The 12,482-nt window shown below is 66.3% G+C and carries 12 protein-coding genes; 10 read left to right on the forward strand and 2 right to left on the reverse strand.

The window, feature by feature from the left end:
* Positions 1-124: 124 nt before the first annotated feature.
* Genes QFZ46_RS12140 through QFZ46_RS12160 form a run of 5 tightly spaced genes read left to right on the forward strand, consistent with a single transcriptional unit; the run spans position 125 to position 5,419 of the window.
* Entirely contained in the window at positions 125-1,123 is a 999-nt protein-coding gene (locus QFZ46_RS12140; RefSeq protein WP_307361789.1) for an ABC transporter permease, read from the forward strand.
* Positions 1,120-2,037 carry an ABC transporter permease gene (locus QFZ46_RS12145; RefSeq protein ID WP_307361792.1) on the forward strand — a complete coding sequence of 306 codons (918 nt, stop codon included), beginning with the start codon at positions 1,120-1,122 and terminating at the stop codon, positions 2,035-2,037. The genes QFZ46_RS12140 and QFZ46_RS12145 overlap by 4 nt, the downstream gene beginning before the upstream one ends.
* Complete coding sequence (locus tag QFZ46_RS12150) at positions 2,037-2,984, forward strand: ABC transporter ATP-binding protein (protein ID WP_307361794.1); 948 nt, start codon at positions 2,037-2,039, stop codon at positions 2,982-2,984. The genes QFZ46_RS12145 and QFZ46_RS12150 overlap by 1 nt, the downstream gene beginning before the upstream one ends.
* Positions 2,974-3,756 (forward strand): ABC transporter ATP-binding protein, encoded by a 783-nt coding sequence (locus tag QFZ46_RS12155; protein WP_307361796.1) that lies wholly within the window; start codon positions 2,974-2,976, stop codon positions 3,754-3,756. Before QFZ46_RS12150 ends, QFZ46_RS12155 begins: the two co-directional genes overlap by 11 nt.
* Positions 3,757-3,811: 55 nt before the next feature.
* Positions 3,812-5,419 (forward strand): ABC transporter substrate-binding protein, encoded by a 1,608-nt coding sequence (locus QFZ46_RS12160; protein WP_307361799.1) that lies wholly within the window; start codon positions 3,812-3,814, stop codon positions 5,417-5,419.
* A 69-nt stretch (positions 5,420-5,488) separates the two neighbouring features.
* Here the strand turns inward: QFZ46_RS12160 and QFZ46_RS12165 are convergent, their stop codons facing one another.
* Complete coding sequence (locus QFZ46_RS12165; protein ID WP_307361800.1) at positions 5,489-6,565, reverse strand: zinc-dependent alcohol dehydrogenase; 1,077 nt, start codon at positions 6,563-6,565, stop codon at positions 5,489-5,491.
* A gap of 150 nt (positions 6,566-6,715) precedes the next feature.
* Here QFZ46_RS12165 and QFZ46_RS12170 point away from each other — a divergent pair, with 150 nt between their 5' ends.
* The 5 genes from QFZ46_RS12170 to QFZ46_RS12190 all read left to right on the forward strand — a co-directional run bounded on the left by QFZ46_RS12170 (position 6,716) and on the right by QFZ46_RS12190 (position 11,649).
* Positions 6,716-7,270 carry a UGSC family (seleno)protein gene (locus QFZ46_RS12170; protein ID WP_307361802.1) on the forward strand — a complete coding sequence of 185 codons (555 nt, stop codon included), beginning with the start codon at positions 6,716-6,718 and terminating at the stop codon, positions 7,268-7,270.
* A complete protein-coding gene (locus QFZ46_RS12175) occupies positions 7,267-8,343 on the forward strand; it encodes a hypothetical protein (RefSeq protein ID WP_307361804.1) in 1,077 nt (358 codons plus the stop codon). The genes QFZ46_RS12170 and QFZ46_RS12175 overlap by 4 nt, the downstream gene beginning before the upstream one ends.
* A gap of 57 nt (positions 8,344-8,400) precedes the next feature.
* A complete protein-coding gene (locus QFZ46_RS12180) occupies positions 8,401-9,243 on the forward strand; it encodes an SDR family NAD(P)-dependent oxidoreductase (protein WP_307361806.1) in 843 nt (280 codons plus the stop codon).
* Positions 9,240-10,562, forward strand: a complete 1,323-nt coding sequence (locus tag QFZ46_RS12185) for a phenylacetate--CoA ligase family protein (protein WP_307361808.1) — start codon at positions 9,240-9,242, stop codon at positions 10,560-10,562. The genes QFZ46_RS12180 and QFZ46_RS12185 overlap by 4 nt, the downstream gene beginning before the upstream one ends.
* 100 nt (positions 10,563-10,662) lie before the next feature.
* Positions 10,663-11,649, forward strand: a complete 987-nt coding sequence (locus QFZ46_RS12190; RefSeq protein ID WP_307361810.1) for an aldo/keto reductase — start codon at positions 10,663-10,665, stop codon at positions 11,647-11,649.
* Positions 11,650-11,703: 54 nt separating this feature from the next.
* Here the strand turns inward: QFZ46_RS12190 and QFZ46_RS12195 are convergent, their stop codons facing one another.
* Positions 11,704-12,453 (reverse strand): class I SAM-dependent methyltransferase, encoded by a 750-nt coding sequence (locus tag QFZ46_RS12195; RefSeq protein WP_307361812.1) that lies wholly within the window; start codon positions 12,451-12,453, stop codon positions 11,704-11,706.
* Positions 12,454-12,482 lie beyond the last annotated feature (29 nt).

Raw genomic sequence — 12,482 nt, forward strand, 5'->3', positions numbered from 1 at the left:
CGTCACAGGCTGAGTGAAGGTGAGACCACACTTCACGAGCGTGAATCGAAGGAGATCCGATGCTCGAATCGTCCATAACCCGTTCGGGCAGCCCCGCTGACCCTCACCGGTGCGAGGTGCGACCGTGAGGGCGATAGCGATTCGTTATGGCCGGCTGCTGGTCTCGTCGCTGCTGCTGTTCGTCGCGGTCATCACGGTGCTGTTCCTGCTGCTCGAGCTGGCGCCGGGCGATCCGATCCAGAGTCTCGTCGGCGACGTGCCGATCTCTCCCGCCTTCGAGGCGCAGATCACCGCAGCGTATGGGCTGGACAAGCCGCTCTGGGAGAGGTACCTCATCTACCTCGGGAATGTCTTCTCCGGGAACCTCGGTATCTCGTTCGGCACGAATCAGCCGGTGCTCGAGCTCATCCTGAGCCGGGCCGGCAACACTCTCGCGCTGGCTGTACCGTCGTTCATCATCTCGACCACGCTCGGCATCGTGCTCGGTTCGATCGCCGCCCGCACCCGCCGCCGGTGGCTCGACAGCAGCATCTCGGGCGTCGCGGTCGGTCTCTTCTCGGTTCCGAACTTCTGGCTCGGGATGATGCTCATCATGGTCTTCTCGCTCGGCCTCGGGTGGTTGCCCACCCAGGGCAAAGCACCGTACGGCCAGGAGGGCATCGCGGTGCAGTACATGGTGCTGCCGATAATCACGATGGCCACGAGCGAGCTGGCGTACAAGGCACGAATCATGCGCGCATCGATGATCGAATCTCTGAGCCAGGACTTCATCGATACCGCGCGTTCCAAGGGCGTCTCGTCGCGGCGCGCGCTGTGGCGCCATGCGCTGCCGAACGCGCTGCTGCCGATGGTCACCGTCTCGGGGTACAGCCTCGGGTTCATCCTGGCGGGCTCGGTACTGGTGGAGCGCGTCTTCGGCTGGCCGGGTATGGGACTGCTCTTCATCGATGCCATCGGCCGGCAGGACAACCAGGTGGTCCTGGGGGTCGTGATCGTCCTGACGGTGACGATCATCATCGTCAACATCCTGACGGATGTCGTCTACGGCATCGTCGACCCGCGGCTGCGGTCGCAACTCGTCCGCAGAAGCACCACTACACGGAAGACCGAGGTGCCCGCATGACCACGACAGATGGCACGATCGTCATCGACGCCGAGCATCCCACGGAACCGGAGCAGGACGCTCCCACGGAGGGACGCATCGAATCCCGCCCGTCGACGTGGAAGATCTTCCTCCGAAAACCGTCCACCCTGATCTTCCTGCCCCTCCTGCTGATCTTCGCGCTCATCTCGTTCGTCGGGCCGTTCTTCGTCGGAAGCCCGAGTGCGACGGGCAACCCCACCCTGCTCCCGCCGGGCGGGGCGTTCCCTCTCGGGACTGACGATCTTGGCCGTGACTACCTTGCCCGCGTCGTGTACGGCGGTCAGATCTCGTTGCTCGTCGGCTTCACCGTCGCACTCCTGTGCATGACGATCGGCGTGGTCGTGGGCGGGCTCGCCGGGTACTACGGCGGATTCATGGACAGCGCGCTCGTGAAGGTGGCCGAGTTCTTCCAGGTGCTGCCGGGGCTCATCCTGGCCCTGGTGGCGGCCGCTCTGCTCGGATCGAACGTGTTCATCATCGTCGCAATACTTGCGATCACGATGTGGCCGAGCTGCGCCAGGATCGTGCGCGCGGAGGCGATGCGCATCTCCAAGCTCGGCTATATCGAGTCCGCGAAGGCCGCGGGGTTCGGCGGAATCCGCATCCTCTGGTCCGACGTCGTCCCCAACGCGATGCCCCCCGTGCTCGTGGCCACCAGCATGACGGTGGGCCGCGCGATCCTCGTGGAGTCCGGATTGGCGTACCTCGGCATCGGCGACACCAGCCGGCCGAGCTGGGGCGCCCTGCTCAACTCGGCGCAGGCCTATATGCAGCAGGCCTGGTGGCTCGCTCTGTTCCCCGGCATGTGCATCTTCCTGGTGGTGCTGGCTGTCAACATGCTCGGCGACGGACTGAACGACGCGCTGAATCCGACGATCGGGAGGGTCAAGTGATGTCTGTGGCGACGAACCAGAGCACCGTCGACAGGGAGTCGCGTACGGCCGAGCGCGAGTCGCGCGCGGCTGGACGCGAACCGATCCTTCGGGTGCGCAATCTCAAGGTGCAGTTGCCGACCGGCGATCGTACCGAGGTCGAGGCAGTCAGCGATGTCAGCATCACCGTGCACGACGGCGAGCGGGTGGGCATCGTCGGCGAGTCGGGATCGGGAAAGTCCATCACGGGACGCGCGATCTCGGGGCTTCTGCCCACCTCACCGAGGGTGCGGGTCGAGGGATCGATCCACTTCGCAGGACGAGAGATGAACGGCGCTGCGACACAGGAATGGAACGAGGTGCGCGCCCGTCGGATCGGAATGATCTTCCAGGACCCCCTGACGTTCCTGAATCCCACGATGAAAGTGGGCGCGCAGGTGGCGGAATCCCTCGAGCCGGCGTCTCGGCGAGGGCGCGCCGCACGTACGACCGAGGTCGCTCGCTTTCTGCGGCTCGCGGGACTCGAGGATGCGGAGCAGGTCGCGATGTGCTTTCCGCATGAGCTGAGCGGGGGGATGCGGCAGCGCGTGCTGATCGCGATCGCGATCGCCAAGCTGCCCGACCTGATCATCGCGGACGAGCCGACGACGGCGCTCGACGCGACGGTTCAAGCCCGGGTGCTCCGCACTCTCGACGACACGGTGTCGGAACTGGGGAATTCACTCATCCTGATCTCTCACGACATCGCCGTCGTCGCGAGCATGACCGACCGGATCTACGTCATGTACAACGGCCACGTCGTGGAGGAGGGCGGCACCGCTGAGGTGCTCGCCCGGCCGCGACACCGATACACGCAGGCGCTGCTGCGCAGTGTCCGCAGCCTTTCCGACGATCACCTCGAGCTGTATTCGATCCCGTGGGAGCTACGTCGTGAGCTTTCGAAAGAGGTGGCTTCCCGTGCTTCTTGAAGCGAAATCCGTGACCAAGACCTTTCGCCGTCGCGGCGGAGCACCGGTCGTCGCGGTACGCAATGCGTCGATCCGCGCCGAGCCCGGTCGATTCGTCGCGATCGTCGGCGAGAGCGGAAGCGGGAAGAGCACGCTCGCGCGCATGCTGCTCGATCTCGTTCCCGCCACCGACGGCTCCGTCGAGCTCGATGGTCAGGACATCGCACAGCTGCGCGGAGGCGACCGGCGAGCGTACCGTCGCCGTGTGCAAGCGGTGCTGCAGGACCCGGCCGGATCGCTGAATCCACGCAAGCGGGTGGAGCAGGCCATCAGCGAAGTCGTGCGGCTGCACCGGATCGCCACCGGCCGATCGGCCGTGCGCGCGAGAGTGATCGATGCTCTCGAACTAGTGGGCATGGAACCTGCCGAACGCTTTCTCGATCGTTTTCCCCATGAGCTCAGCGGTGGCCAGCGACAGCGCGTGCTCATCGCCAGGGCGATCGCTCTCGGACCGGAGATCATCGTCGCCGACGAGGCGGTCTCGGCGCTGGATGCGTCGGTGAAGGCGGGGGTGCTCAAGGTGATGGCAGATCTGACCGAGACGATCGGCGTCGGCTACGTCTTCATCACCCACGACCTCCCCGTCGTCCGCAAGGTCGCCGATCACGTCTACGTGATGAAGTCCGGCGAGGTCGTCGAGGAGGGCCCGAAAGACCGTCTGTTCGCCGATCCCCAGCATCCGTACACCCGGACGCTGCTCGCCGCAGCACCCGAGCTCGCATCCGCCGGCTGAACCACTTTCCGTAAGAACACACCGTGTCCCAGACACCTGCAGAGAGGCAGTGAACGTGCTCAATAAACGCAACCGCACCATGGGGGTCGCCACGATCGCCACGCTCAGTCTTGCGCTGACCGCGTGCTTCGGCAGCGCCGAAGGCGCAGACGGGGGCGAATCCGGATCGGGATCGCAGGAACGCGTCTACGTGCAGGCGCTCGGCGCCGACCCGCAGAGCTTCAACGCGCAGCTCACCAATGGCGCATCGCCGACGGCGTTCAGCGCGCAGATGCTCGACACACTCATCCGGATCTCCGACACCTATGAGCTGTCTCCTGGACTCGCTGAGGAGTGGGAACTGAGCGAGGACGGGAAGCTTCTCACTCTCACGCTCCGCGAGGGTGTGACCTGGCATGACGGCGAGCCCTTCACCGCCGAGGATGTGAAGTTCAACCTCGACGAGATCGTCGAACTGCAGACGTTCGGCGCCGCACTCGCCGCGCGGTTCGAGTCGGTGGACATCGTCGACGACCGCACCGTCGAGGTGCGCCTGTCCGAGACCTACGGCCCGATTCTCGAGACGCTGGCCGTGCAGTACATGCTGCCCGCGCACATCTACGAGGGCACCGATTACGTCACGAACCCCGCGAACATGGCACCGATCGGCACCGGACCGATGAAGTTCGGCTCATTCCAGTCCGGCTCAGAGGTCATCCTCGAGAAGAATCCCGACTACTGGGACGGCGAGGTGCTCGTCGATCGGGCCGTCTACCCGGTCATGAGCGATCCCAACAGTCGCGCGATCGCCCTCTTCGCCGGTGAGGTAGACCAGGCCGCTCTCGACCCCGCACAGTTGTCGCAGGCCGACGGGCGCACGGAGATCAGCCAGATGAGCGGCGGGGCGTTCCCCCAGGTCATCACGATGATGTTCAACGGCGTCGGAGGTAAGCTCGACGACCCTGAGCTGCGCAAGCTCGTCTACGCTGCTCTGGATCGCACCGAGATCACCGATGTCGCGCTCGGAGGAAGAGGCACACCGGCCCAGACCTTCTTCCCGCCGGACCTCGCCTGGGCCGTCAACGATGACATCGACTTCGCGACCGACTTCCCGCATGACGTCGATGCCATCAACGATGCCCTCGACGACGCCGGATACCCGGTCGGCTCCGACGGTTCCCGCTTCACATTGAACGTCCGGTACATCACCGAGCTCAGCGAGGTCGAATCGACGGCCGAGATGGCGGCGGCACAACTCGAAGAGGTCGGAATCACGTTGAACCTCGTCGGGTCGGCATCAGCGGTCTTCACCGAGAAGGTGTACACCGAGGGCGATTTCGACGTCGCCTTCCTCCGCTCGACGCTGGGATCCGATCCGAGCAACGGCATCGTGCGCTGGTACGCCTGCAATCCGGACAAGCTGGCGGCGTCCAACCCCTCCGGGATCTGCGACGACGAGATCATGGCCGCGGCCTCGGCCGCCCTCGCCTCGACCGACCGGGAGGTTCGAGGAGAGGCGTTCCGCGATCTGCAGGATCGGGCGCGAGAACTCATGATCTACGCGCCGGTCGCGTGGTACACCGGCTGGCTGCCGATGCTGAACGACTCCCGGTGGGAAGGCCTCGACGAGCCCATGCCGGCGACGAATCTCACTCCGTGGACCACCATGACGTTGAAGGACTGACTTCCCGCGCACGAGTAACGCCCGCCCAGGGAACGGCCATTCCCGGGGCGGGCGTTACTCGTGCGCGGATCAGGGAATCATGCTGACATGCACGCTCGGCTCGTCGTCGACGCGGCCGGCGAGGACATCGATGGCGCGCGCGGCATCTTCGAGTCCGAACGTGTGGGTGCTGAGCGAGGCGAGCGGATACTTGCCTGACTCGATGAGTGCGATCGCCTCGCCGATCGCGCGACCTTCGACGCCTCGAGCGCCGATCACGCGCAGGCCCTTCTGCACGATACGGTCGCTGACCAGTTCGATGGACGCACCGTGTTTCAGTCCCGCGAGCACGACGGTTCCGCCCATGCGGGCGACGTCGAGGGCATCCCGCACCGGTTGCGCTGCGTTGGGCGTCAGATCGAGGACGACATCGGCTCCCCGGCCGCCCGTGACCTCGTCGATGCGCTCGACCGCGTCCTCTTGCTCGACATCGATCGTGGTCTTCACTCCGAACTCGCGCGCACGCGCCAGCTTGTGCGCATCTCGGGTGAGGCCTGTCGCGATGACGTGCGCGGCTCCCACTGAGAGGGCGGCGATGGCAGCGGCAATACCCCTCTGACCCGCCCCGAATATGACCACAGTGTCGCCCTCCTTCACCCCGCCGAGGTGGTTCGCCCAGCGGAACCCGGCGGCGAGCGGGTTGTACATGGCGGCCTCCACGAGGGGGACGTCGTTGGAGATGCGGTGCATGACGGAGTTCGGATGCAGATACATGTACTCGCCGAAGCCACCCGTGAGGGTGCTCCCCGGCACGGGACGGTAGCCGTACGCACCGACCGAGTCTTCGCACGAGCTGTAGATGCCGGCCGCGCATTGCCTACATCTGTGGCAGGGCACGACCACCTCCACTGCGACGCGGTCGCCCTCGGAGACTCCCCATCGGCGTGCGGCGTCGTCGCCGATGCGGTCTATGACTCCCACCGGCTCGTGGCCGGGAACCAGACGGCCGAATCTTCCGCCCGTCGTGGCCTGTTCGATGTCGCTCCCGCAGAGACCGTTGACCTCGACGCGCAGAAGCGCGTCGTCGGCAGAGATCTCCGGCAGCGGCACCTCCTCGATCTCGAATCGGCTCGGTCCGCTCAGGAAAGCGGCGCGTGCTGTCGTCATGGGTGTTCCCTCCGTCGGTCGTCGTTGACACCTCGACGCTATGAGGCCGGAGGCGGTGGGTGATCCGCCATTCCACGGTGCGGAAGCGGCGCCCGGAGGGAGTCGCACTCGCGCAATAGTGGTGGCCAGGTCTACGAGGAGGTACTCCACATGGTCGCTATCATCGATCCGACGGCGAGGCATCAGGTCGGCGCATCTGCGGCGGCTGCTGAGGCTCCGCGGCCGAAGAGTCTTGCAGGGCTGCGCATCGGCCTGCTCGAGAACACCAAGCGCAATGCCGACCGTATTCTTGCGGCGCTCGGGGAGGAGCTGGCTGCACGCAACGAGGTCGACTCGCTGGTGCATCTCACCAAGCCGGTCTTCGCCATGCCGCTGCCCGTAGATCTCGTCGAAGAGCTCATCAACGAATGCGACGTGGTCGTGGTGGGGGTGGGCGACTGCGGGTCATGCAGTGCCTCTGCCGTCGCCGACGGGATCGCGCTCGAACGCATGGGGATTCCGACTGCCGTCATCTGCACCGACTCCTTCGTCGCGCCGTCCGAGGCGATGGCGGGGTTGAAGGGCGCTCCCGACTTCCCGTTCCTGCGAACATCGCATCCGATCTCGAACCTCAGCGACGAGGGCATCGGCGAGCGCGGGCGCTCGCTGGCCGCTGCGGTCGAGGCCCGCCTGCTCGGACACCGCGATCCGGCCCTCGCATCGTGACCCACGTGGTGACCGCCTTCGACGAGCCGGCCGAGTCCATCGACGCCTTGACCGAAGAGTTCGACCCGGACGGGGCCCGCGAGGTCATCGAGTACCTTCACCGCAGGGGATGGACAGACGGTCTTCCGGCTGTCGCCGCGACCGAGGAGAGGGTGGCTCTCTTCATCTCCGAGAGCGGCCGTGACCCTGATGACATCGTGGGCCGGCATCCCCAGCTCGAACGTGAGGTGACTGTCCGTGACGTCGCGATCAACGCGGTCATGGCCGGGTGCCTGCCGGAGTATCTGCCGCTCGTCCTCGCATCATGGGATGCCCTGTCCTCCGAGCGTGCTGCTCTCGGAGGCGGGTGGCAGAGTACGAGCGGTCCTGGCCCTCTGCTGATCGTCAACGGCTCGATTCGGGAGCGTCTCGGCATAGCCTCGTCCAGCGGCGCGCTCGGTCCGGGCCACCGCGCCAACATGAGCGTGCCTCGCGCGATCGGCCTCACTGTCCGCAACGGCTTCGGCATCCGGCCGAGCGAGCTCGAGCAGGCGACGCTCGGCGTCCCCGGCCGTTGGAATCTCTGCCTCGGAGAGAACGAGGAAGAGAGCCCCTGGGAGCCGTTGTCCGTCGAACTCGGTCATGCGCGCGGCGATGACGTCGTCTCGGCAACGCTCATCCGCGGTGTGGAGCTCGTAGACAATCGCAGTTTCAGCTCGGCCGAAGACGTACTGGGCGATCTCGTGGACACGGTGCAGCGCTCCGGCGCGCTCATCGGTCCGCACAGCCCCACGGGCCTGCTGCTGAACCCGGAGCATGCGCGGCTCTTCGCTTCCGCAGGCATGAGCAAGCAAGACGTGCGCGAGTGGATCACGTCGCGCGCGGGCAAGACCGAGCGCCAGCTCGCGGCTGTCGGAAAGGGCCTGAACGGGCGCGGCGACAGAGAATTCGAGCCGGATCACTTCCACCGTACAATCGCCGGATCGTCGGTGGCGCAGTTCCCGATCATCGTGGCAGGCTCGTCGAACGCAGCGATGTCGCTGGTGTTCCGCGTGCTCGGCGCCTGGTCGGGCCTCGGGTTCCCCGTGCGGTGAACTGACTTCCATCCCCACAGATCGAACCGACTTCCATTCCCGCAGTGAGGTAGAGACATGAGCGAAGAGACCTGGCCGGTTCCCGTCGGCGACTCGTTGGCCACGGCCGCGGCGCCGTGGCTCGAGGGCAAGGTGGCTCTGGTCGCCGGTGGCGGCCTGAGCGGGCCAGAGGGCGGCGTCGGCTTCGCCTTCGCTTGGCTGTGCGCGCGCAGCGGTGCGCGGGTCGCCGTTCTCGACCGCGACCCACTCGCAGGCGAGCGCACAGTCGCCGCCCTTCGCGATATCGGCGGAACGGCGAAGTTCTTCGAAGTCGATGTCACCGATGATGCGTCGGTGAAGTCGGCAGTGGATGCTGCGGCCGCGCATTTCGGTCGCATCGACGTCGTCGCGGACTCGATCGGGGGAGGTGGCACGCAGCCGATGTTCGACGCCACGCCGGACGAGTTCGAGCGGGGGATGATGCTCAACTTCACCGCGGTGTGGTTCGTGATCCGGCACGCCCAGCGGCACATGGAACGCGGGGGAGCGGTGGTGACCATCTCATCGGGGGCCGCGGAGGGGCGCGGTCCTGGTATGCCGTACTCGTTCGCGAAAACGGCTCTCGAGAAGATGTCGATCGGTGCGGCGGCGAGTCTGGCTCCCCGCGGGATACGCGTGAACTGCGTCCGCGTCGGCATGATCTGGGGCGCCTTCGCCGCCCGCGGTCTCACGGAGGAGCAGAGACGGCTGCGCGCCGACAACGTCGCGCTCAAGACCGAGGGCAACAACTGGGACATCGCATCCGCCGCCTTCTTCCTCGTGACAGAGCAGGCTCGCTGGATCACCGGTCAGGTGGTCTCGGTGGACGGCGGAGGATTCGCGATGAAGAACATGGGCCAGGCCGGGAGCGCGAAGAAGTGACCGCGCTCGCGCAGACCAGGACCTGGGAGTCGACGCAGCGCGAGCAGCTGAAAGAGTTCGGCCCCTTACTCGAGCGGCTGAGGCGTCATGAAGTATGGGCTGCGCGGATCGACGAGGTCGCTGAACCCACGCACCTCGACGACCTGCTCGCTTTCCCGTTCACGACGAAGGAAGATCTGCGCGCGGCGCAGGCCGAGCGCTCCTCCGAGCATCCGCTGGGTGCGTTCCAGCTGGTCGATACGCGCGAGCTGTCGCAAGTGACGAGCTCGTCGGGCACCACAGGTGCCCCCACCTATTTCGGTTTGACGCAGTCCGATGTGCGGCGCTGGGGTGCTCGTATCGGCGACGCGTATCGCGTCGCCGGTGTTGCGCCAGGATCGGTCGCCGCGCTGACGACGGGAATGGCCATCGTGGCCGGCGGGCTGCCGTACGCCGACGGGATCCGTCACGCCGGCGGCACGCTCGCGTGGATCGGCGGCCAGACCACCGGGCGCATGGCGCTGGGAATGCAGCGCCTCGGTATCGACGTGCTCGTGGCGACCGCATCGTTCGCGGCGCATTTTGCTGAACGGTGCGAGCAGGAGCTCGGGGTACCTGCCAGGGAGCTCTCGGTGCGTACCGTCATCGCGGGCGGGGAACCCGGCGCGGGCGTTCCTCACATCCGCCGTGCGATCCTCGATGCCTGGGGCGCAACGCGCGTCAGTGAGTTCATGGGCCTGGGAGACATCCTCCCCGCGATGTGGGCGGAGTGCGAAGTCGGACAGGGGATGCATTTCACCGCCGCCCCAGACGTCTTCGTCGAGCTCATCGATCCGGTCACTCTCGAGCACGTGCCGTGGGAGCTGGGTGCCACGGGCGAGGCGATCTACACGACCCTCCTTCGCGAAGCGTCGCCGGTACTTCGCTTCCGGTCCCGCGACCAGCTGCAGATCACCTCGGTGGAGTGCGCCTGCGGGCTCGCGACGCCGACGATGCGCTGCGTCGGACGTACCGATGACATGCTCATCTACAAGGCGATGAACGTGTTCCCCTCGGCTGTACGCGAGGTTGTACTGGAAGCCGCATCCGGCGTCCTCTCGGGCACCATGCGGATTCGCAAGGACTTCGAGGCCCAGGTGCGCTTCGACGACGACATTCCGCTCGAAGTCGAGCTGCGTGACGATCTCGATACCGGGGCAGCGGATGCAGCATTGCGCGCGGCATCCGCGCTGGTGCGAGAGCGGTTGCGTGTCCGAGTGGCGATCGAGCCCGTGCCCGTCGGCGTCATTCCTGTCAGCGACTACAAGAATGCGCTGGTGTACGCGCCAGGGTCGAGCTGACAGGCCCTGACAGGGCCTGTCAGCCTCGGGTTCGACTGCCTAGCGTGGAGGGTGCAGCGAAAAGCACGCCTGTGTCACCGAACGCGAAGGAGCACCCATCATGCACATCAGGAAGCTCGGCCAGGGGCTCGAGGTCTCAGCAGTCGGACTCGGCGCCATGGGGATGTCCATGAGTTATGGACCGAACCCCGGTGATCGCGACGACATGATCGGAGTGCTGCGGTACGCCGTCGAGCAGGGCGTCACATTCATCGACACCGCCGAGGTCTACGGGCCGCACGATAACGAAGAGCTCGTCGGCGAGGCGATCGCCCCGGTCCGTGACGATGTCGTGGTCGCCACGAAGTTCGGCTTCGACATCGTGGATGGGAAGTCGCAGGGGGTCACTTCGCGGCCCGAGCGGATCCGACGTGCTGCGGAAGGGTCTCTCAAGCGACTGGGTGTTGACACGATCGACCTGTTCTATCAGCACCGTGTGGATCCGACCGTGCCTATCGAAGACGTCGCCGGCACTGTCGGAGAGCTGGTCCGCGAAGGCAAGGTGAAGCACTTCGGCCTGTCGGAGGCTGGGGCGGGAACGATTCGTCGTGCCCATGCGGTTCTTCCCGTCACTGCGGTGCAGAGCGAGTACTCCCTGTGGACGCGCGACCCGGAGCCCGAGGTGCTGCCGACGTGCGCCGAATTGGGAATCGGCTTCGTTCCGTTCAGCCCACTCGGTAAGGGGTTCCTCACGGGGACAGTCGCGCCGGACGCGACCTTCGCGGCGAACGAGATCCGTGCTCGTGTGCCGCGTTTCGCGGAAGAGAACCTCCGAGCGAACCAGGCGCTCGTCGACCACGTCCGTGGCATCGCCGCCCGACAGGGAGCGACTCCCGGCCAGGTGGCGCTCGGCTGGCTGCTCGCGCAGCATCCGTTCATCGTCCCCATCCCCGGGACTCGGCGGCGTGAGCGCATCGACGAGAACGCGGGCGCGACGTCGCTGCCGCTCTCGGCGGATCAGATCGCCGATCTGAACGGGTTGGTCGCGCGTATCGGAGTCTCGGGCAATCGCTATGACGAAGCGGGGATGGCAGCTGTGGGGCTCTGACCGGGTGGCGGCTCCTCGACGGAGGCCTGTTGGACGGCGACGACTGATGCGCTGTCATGAGACCCGCGCAACCGCCCACCGGAAGGAATTCCGCAGGGTGAATCCTTCATGGTCATCGCGAAAAGGCGCAGCCGCGGCGATCACGATCGAGCGCAGCTCCGCGATCGTGTCAGGGTCCTCGCCGAGGAGGATGCCCTGGACGAGCATCTCCTCATCCCGCACACTCCACGGGGTCTTGACCACGCCCGCTTCGACGACCTCGAGCCCTGCGTCCGCGAACGCAGCTTCGATTCCGCCCGCCGTGCGAAGCGGGCCATCAGACGCGTGCTCTTCGTCGAGGGCATCCGCGATGGCCCGTTCCACGACGTCGATGTCGTTGAGCGATCCCTCGGCCCAGTTCGCGATCGCGATGTATCCGTCGGTCCGCACGACACGACCGAGTTCGCGCAGCGCGACGGTCGTGTCATCGGCGAACTGCAGTGCATTCACTGCGGTTGCCACGTCGAAAGCGTCATCCGCGAGGGGCAGGTCCTCGATGCCGGCCATGACGACCTCGACCCCGACGGAGCGCGCAAGGGCAACCATCTCTGCGGCCGGATCGGCGCCCACGGCCAGAGCGCCCCGCTCCTGGAGGCTCTGAAGAAACTCACCGCTTCCGCACCCGGCATCCAGAACACGAGTCCCGGGCTCGATGCCCGTCGCGTTCATGATCGCGACGCGGGCCGGATCGGCGAATGAACCCCAGAGAGCGGCCCACCCGGCGGCGACGTGCGACCACCCGCCGGCGTCAGCTCCGTCTACCATCACGTCACTTTATCGCGCGCCGTTCGACG

Source organism: Microbacterium murale, assembly GCF_030815955.1.
GTDB classification, from domain to species: domain Bacteria; phylum Actinomycetota; class Actinomycetes; order Actinomycetales; family Microbacteriaceae; genus Microbacterium; species Microbacterium murale_A.

Excerpts from the sequence above, each read along its gene's own strand:
- QFZ46_RS12195 (WP_307361812.1), bottom strand. The coding sequence starts at position 12,453 with ATGGTAGACGGAGCTGACGCCGGCGGGTGGTCGCACGTCGCCGCCGGG.
- QFZ46_RS12170 (WP_307361802.1), top strand. The coding sequence starts at position 6,716 with ATGGTCGCTATCATCGATCCGACGGCGAGGCATCAGGTCGGCGCATCT.
- QFZ46_RS12190 (WP_307361810.1), top strand. The coding sequence starts at position 10,663 with ATGCACATCAGGAAGCTCGGCCAGGGGCTCGAGGTCTCAGCAGTCGGA.
- QFZ46_RS12145 (WP_307361792.1), top strand. The coding sequence starts at position 1,120 with ATGACCACGACAGATGGCACGATCGTCATCGACGCCGAGCATCCCACG.
- QFZ46_RS12180 (WP_307361806.1), top strand. The coding sequence starts at position 8,401 with ATGAGCGAAGAGACCTGGCCGGTTCCCGTCGGCGACTCGTTGGCCACG.
- QFZ46_RS12165 (WP_307361800.1), bottom strand. The coding sequence starts at position 6,565 with ATGACGACAGCACGCGCCGCTTTCCTGAGCGGACCGAGCCGATTCGAG.
- QFZ46_RS12150 (WP_307361794.1), top strand. The coding sequence starts at position 2,037 with ATGTCTGTGGCGACGAACCAGAGCACCGTCGACAGGGAGTCGCGTACG.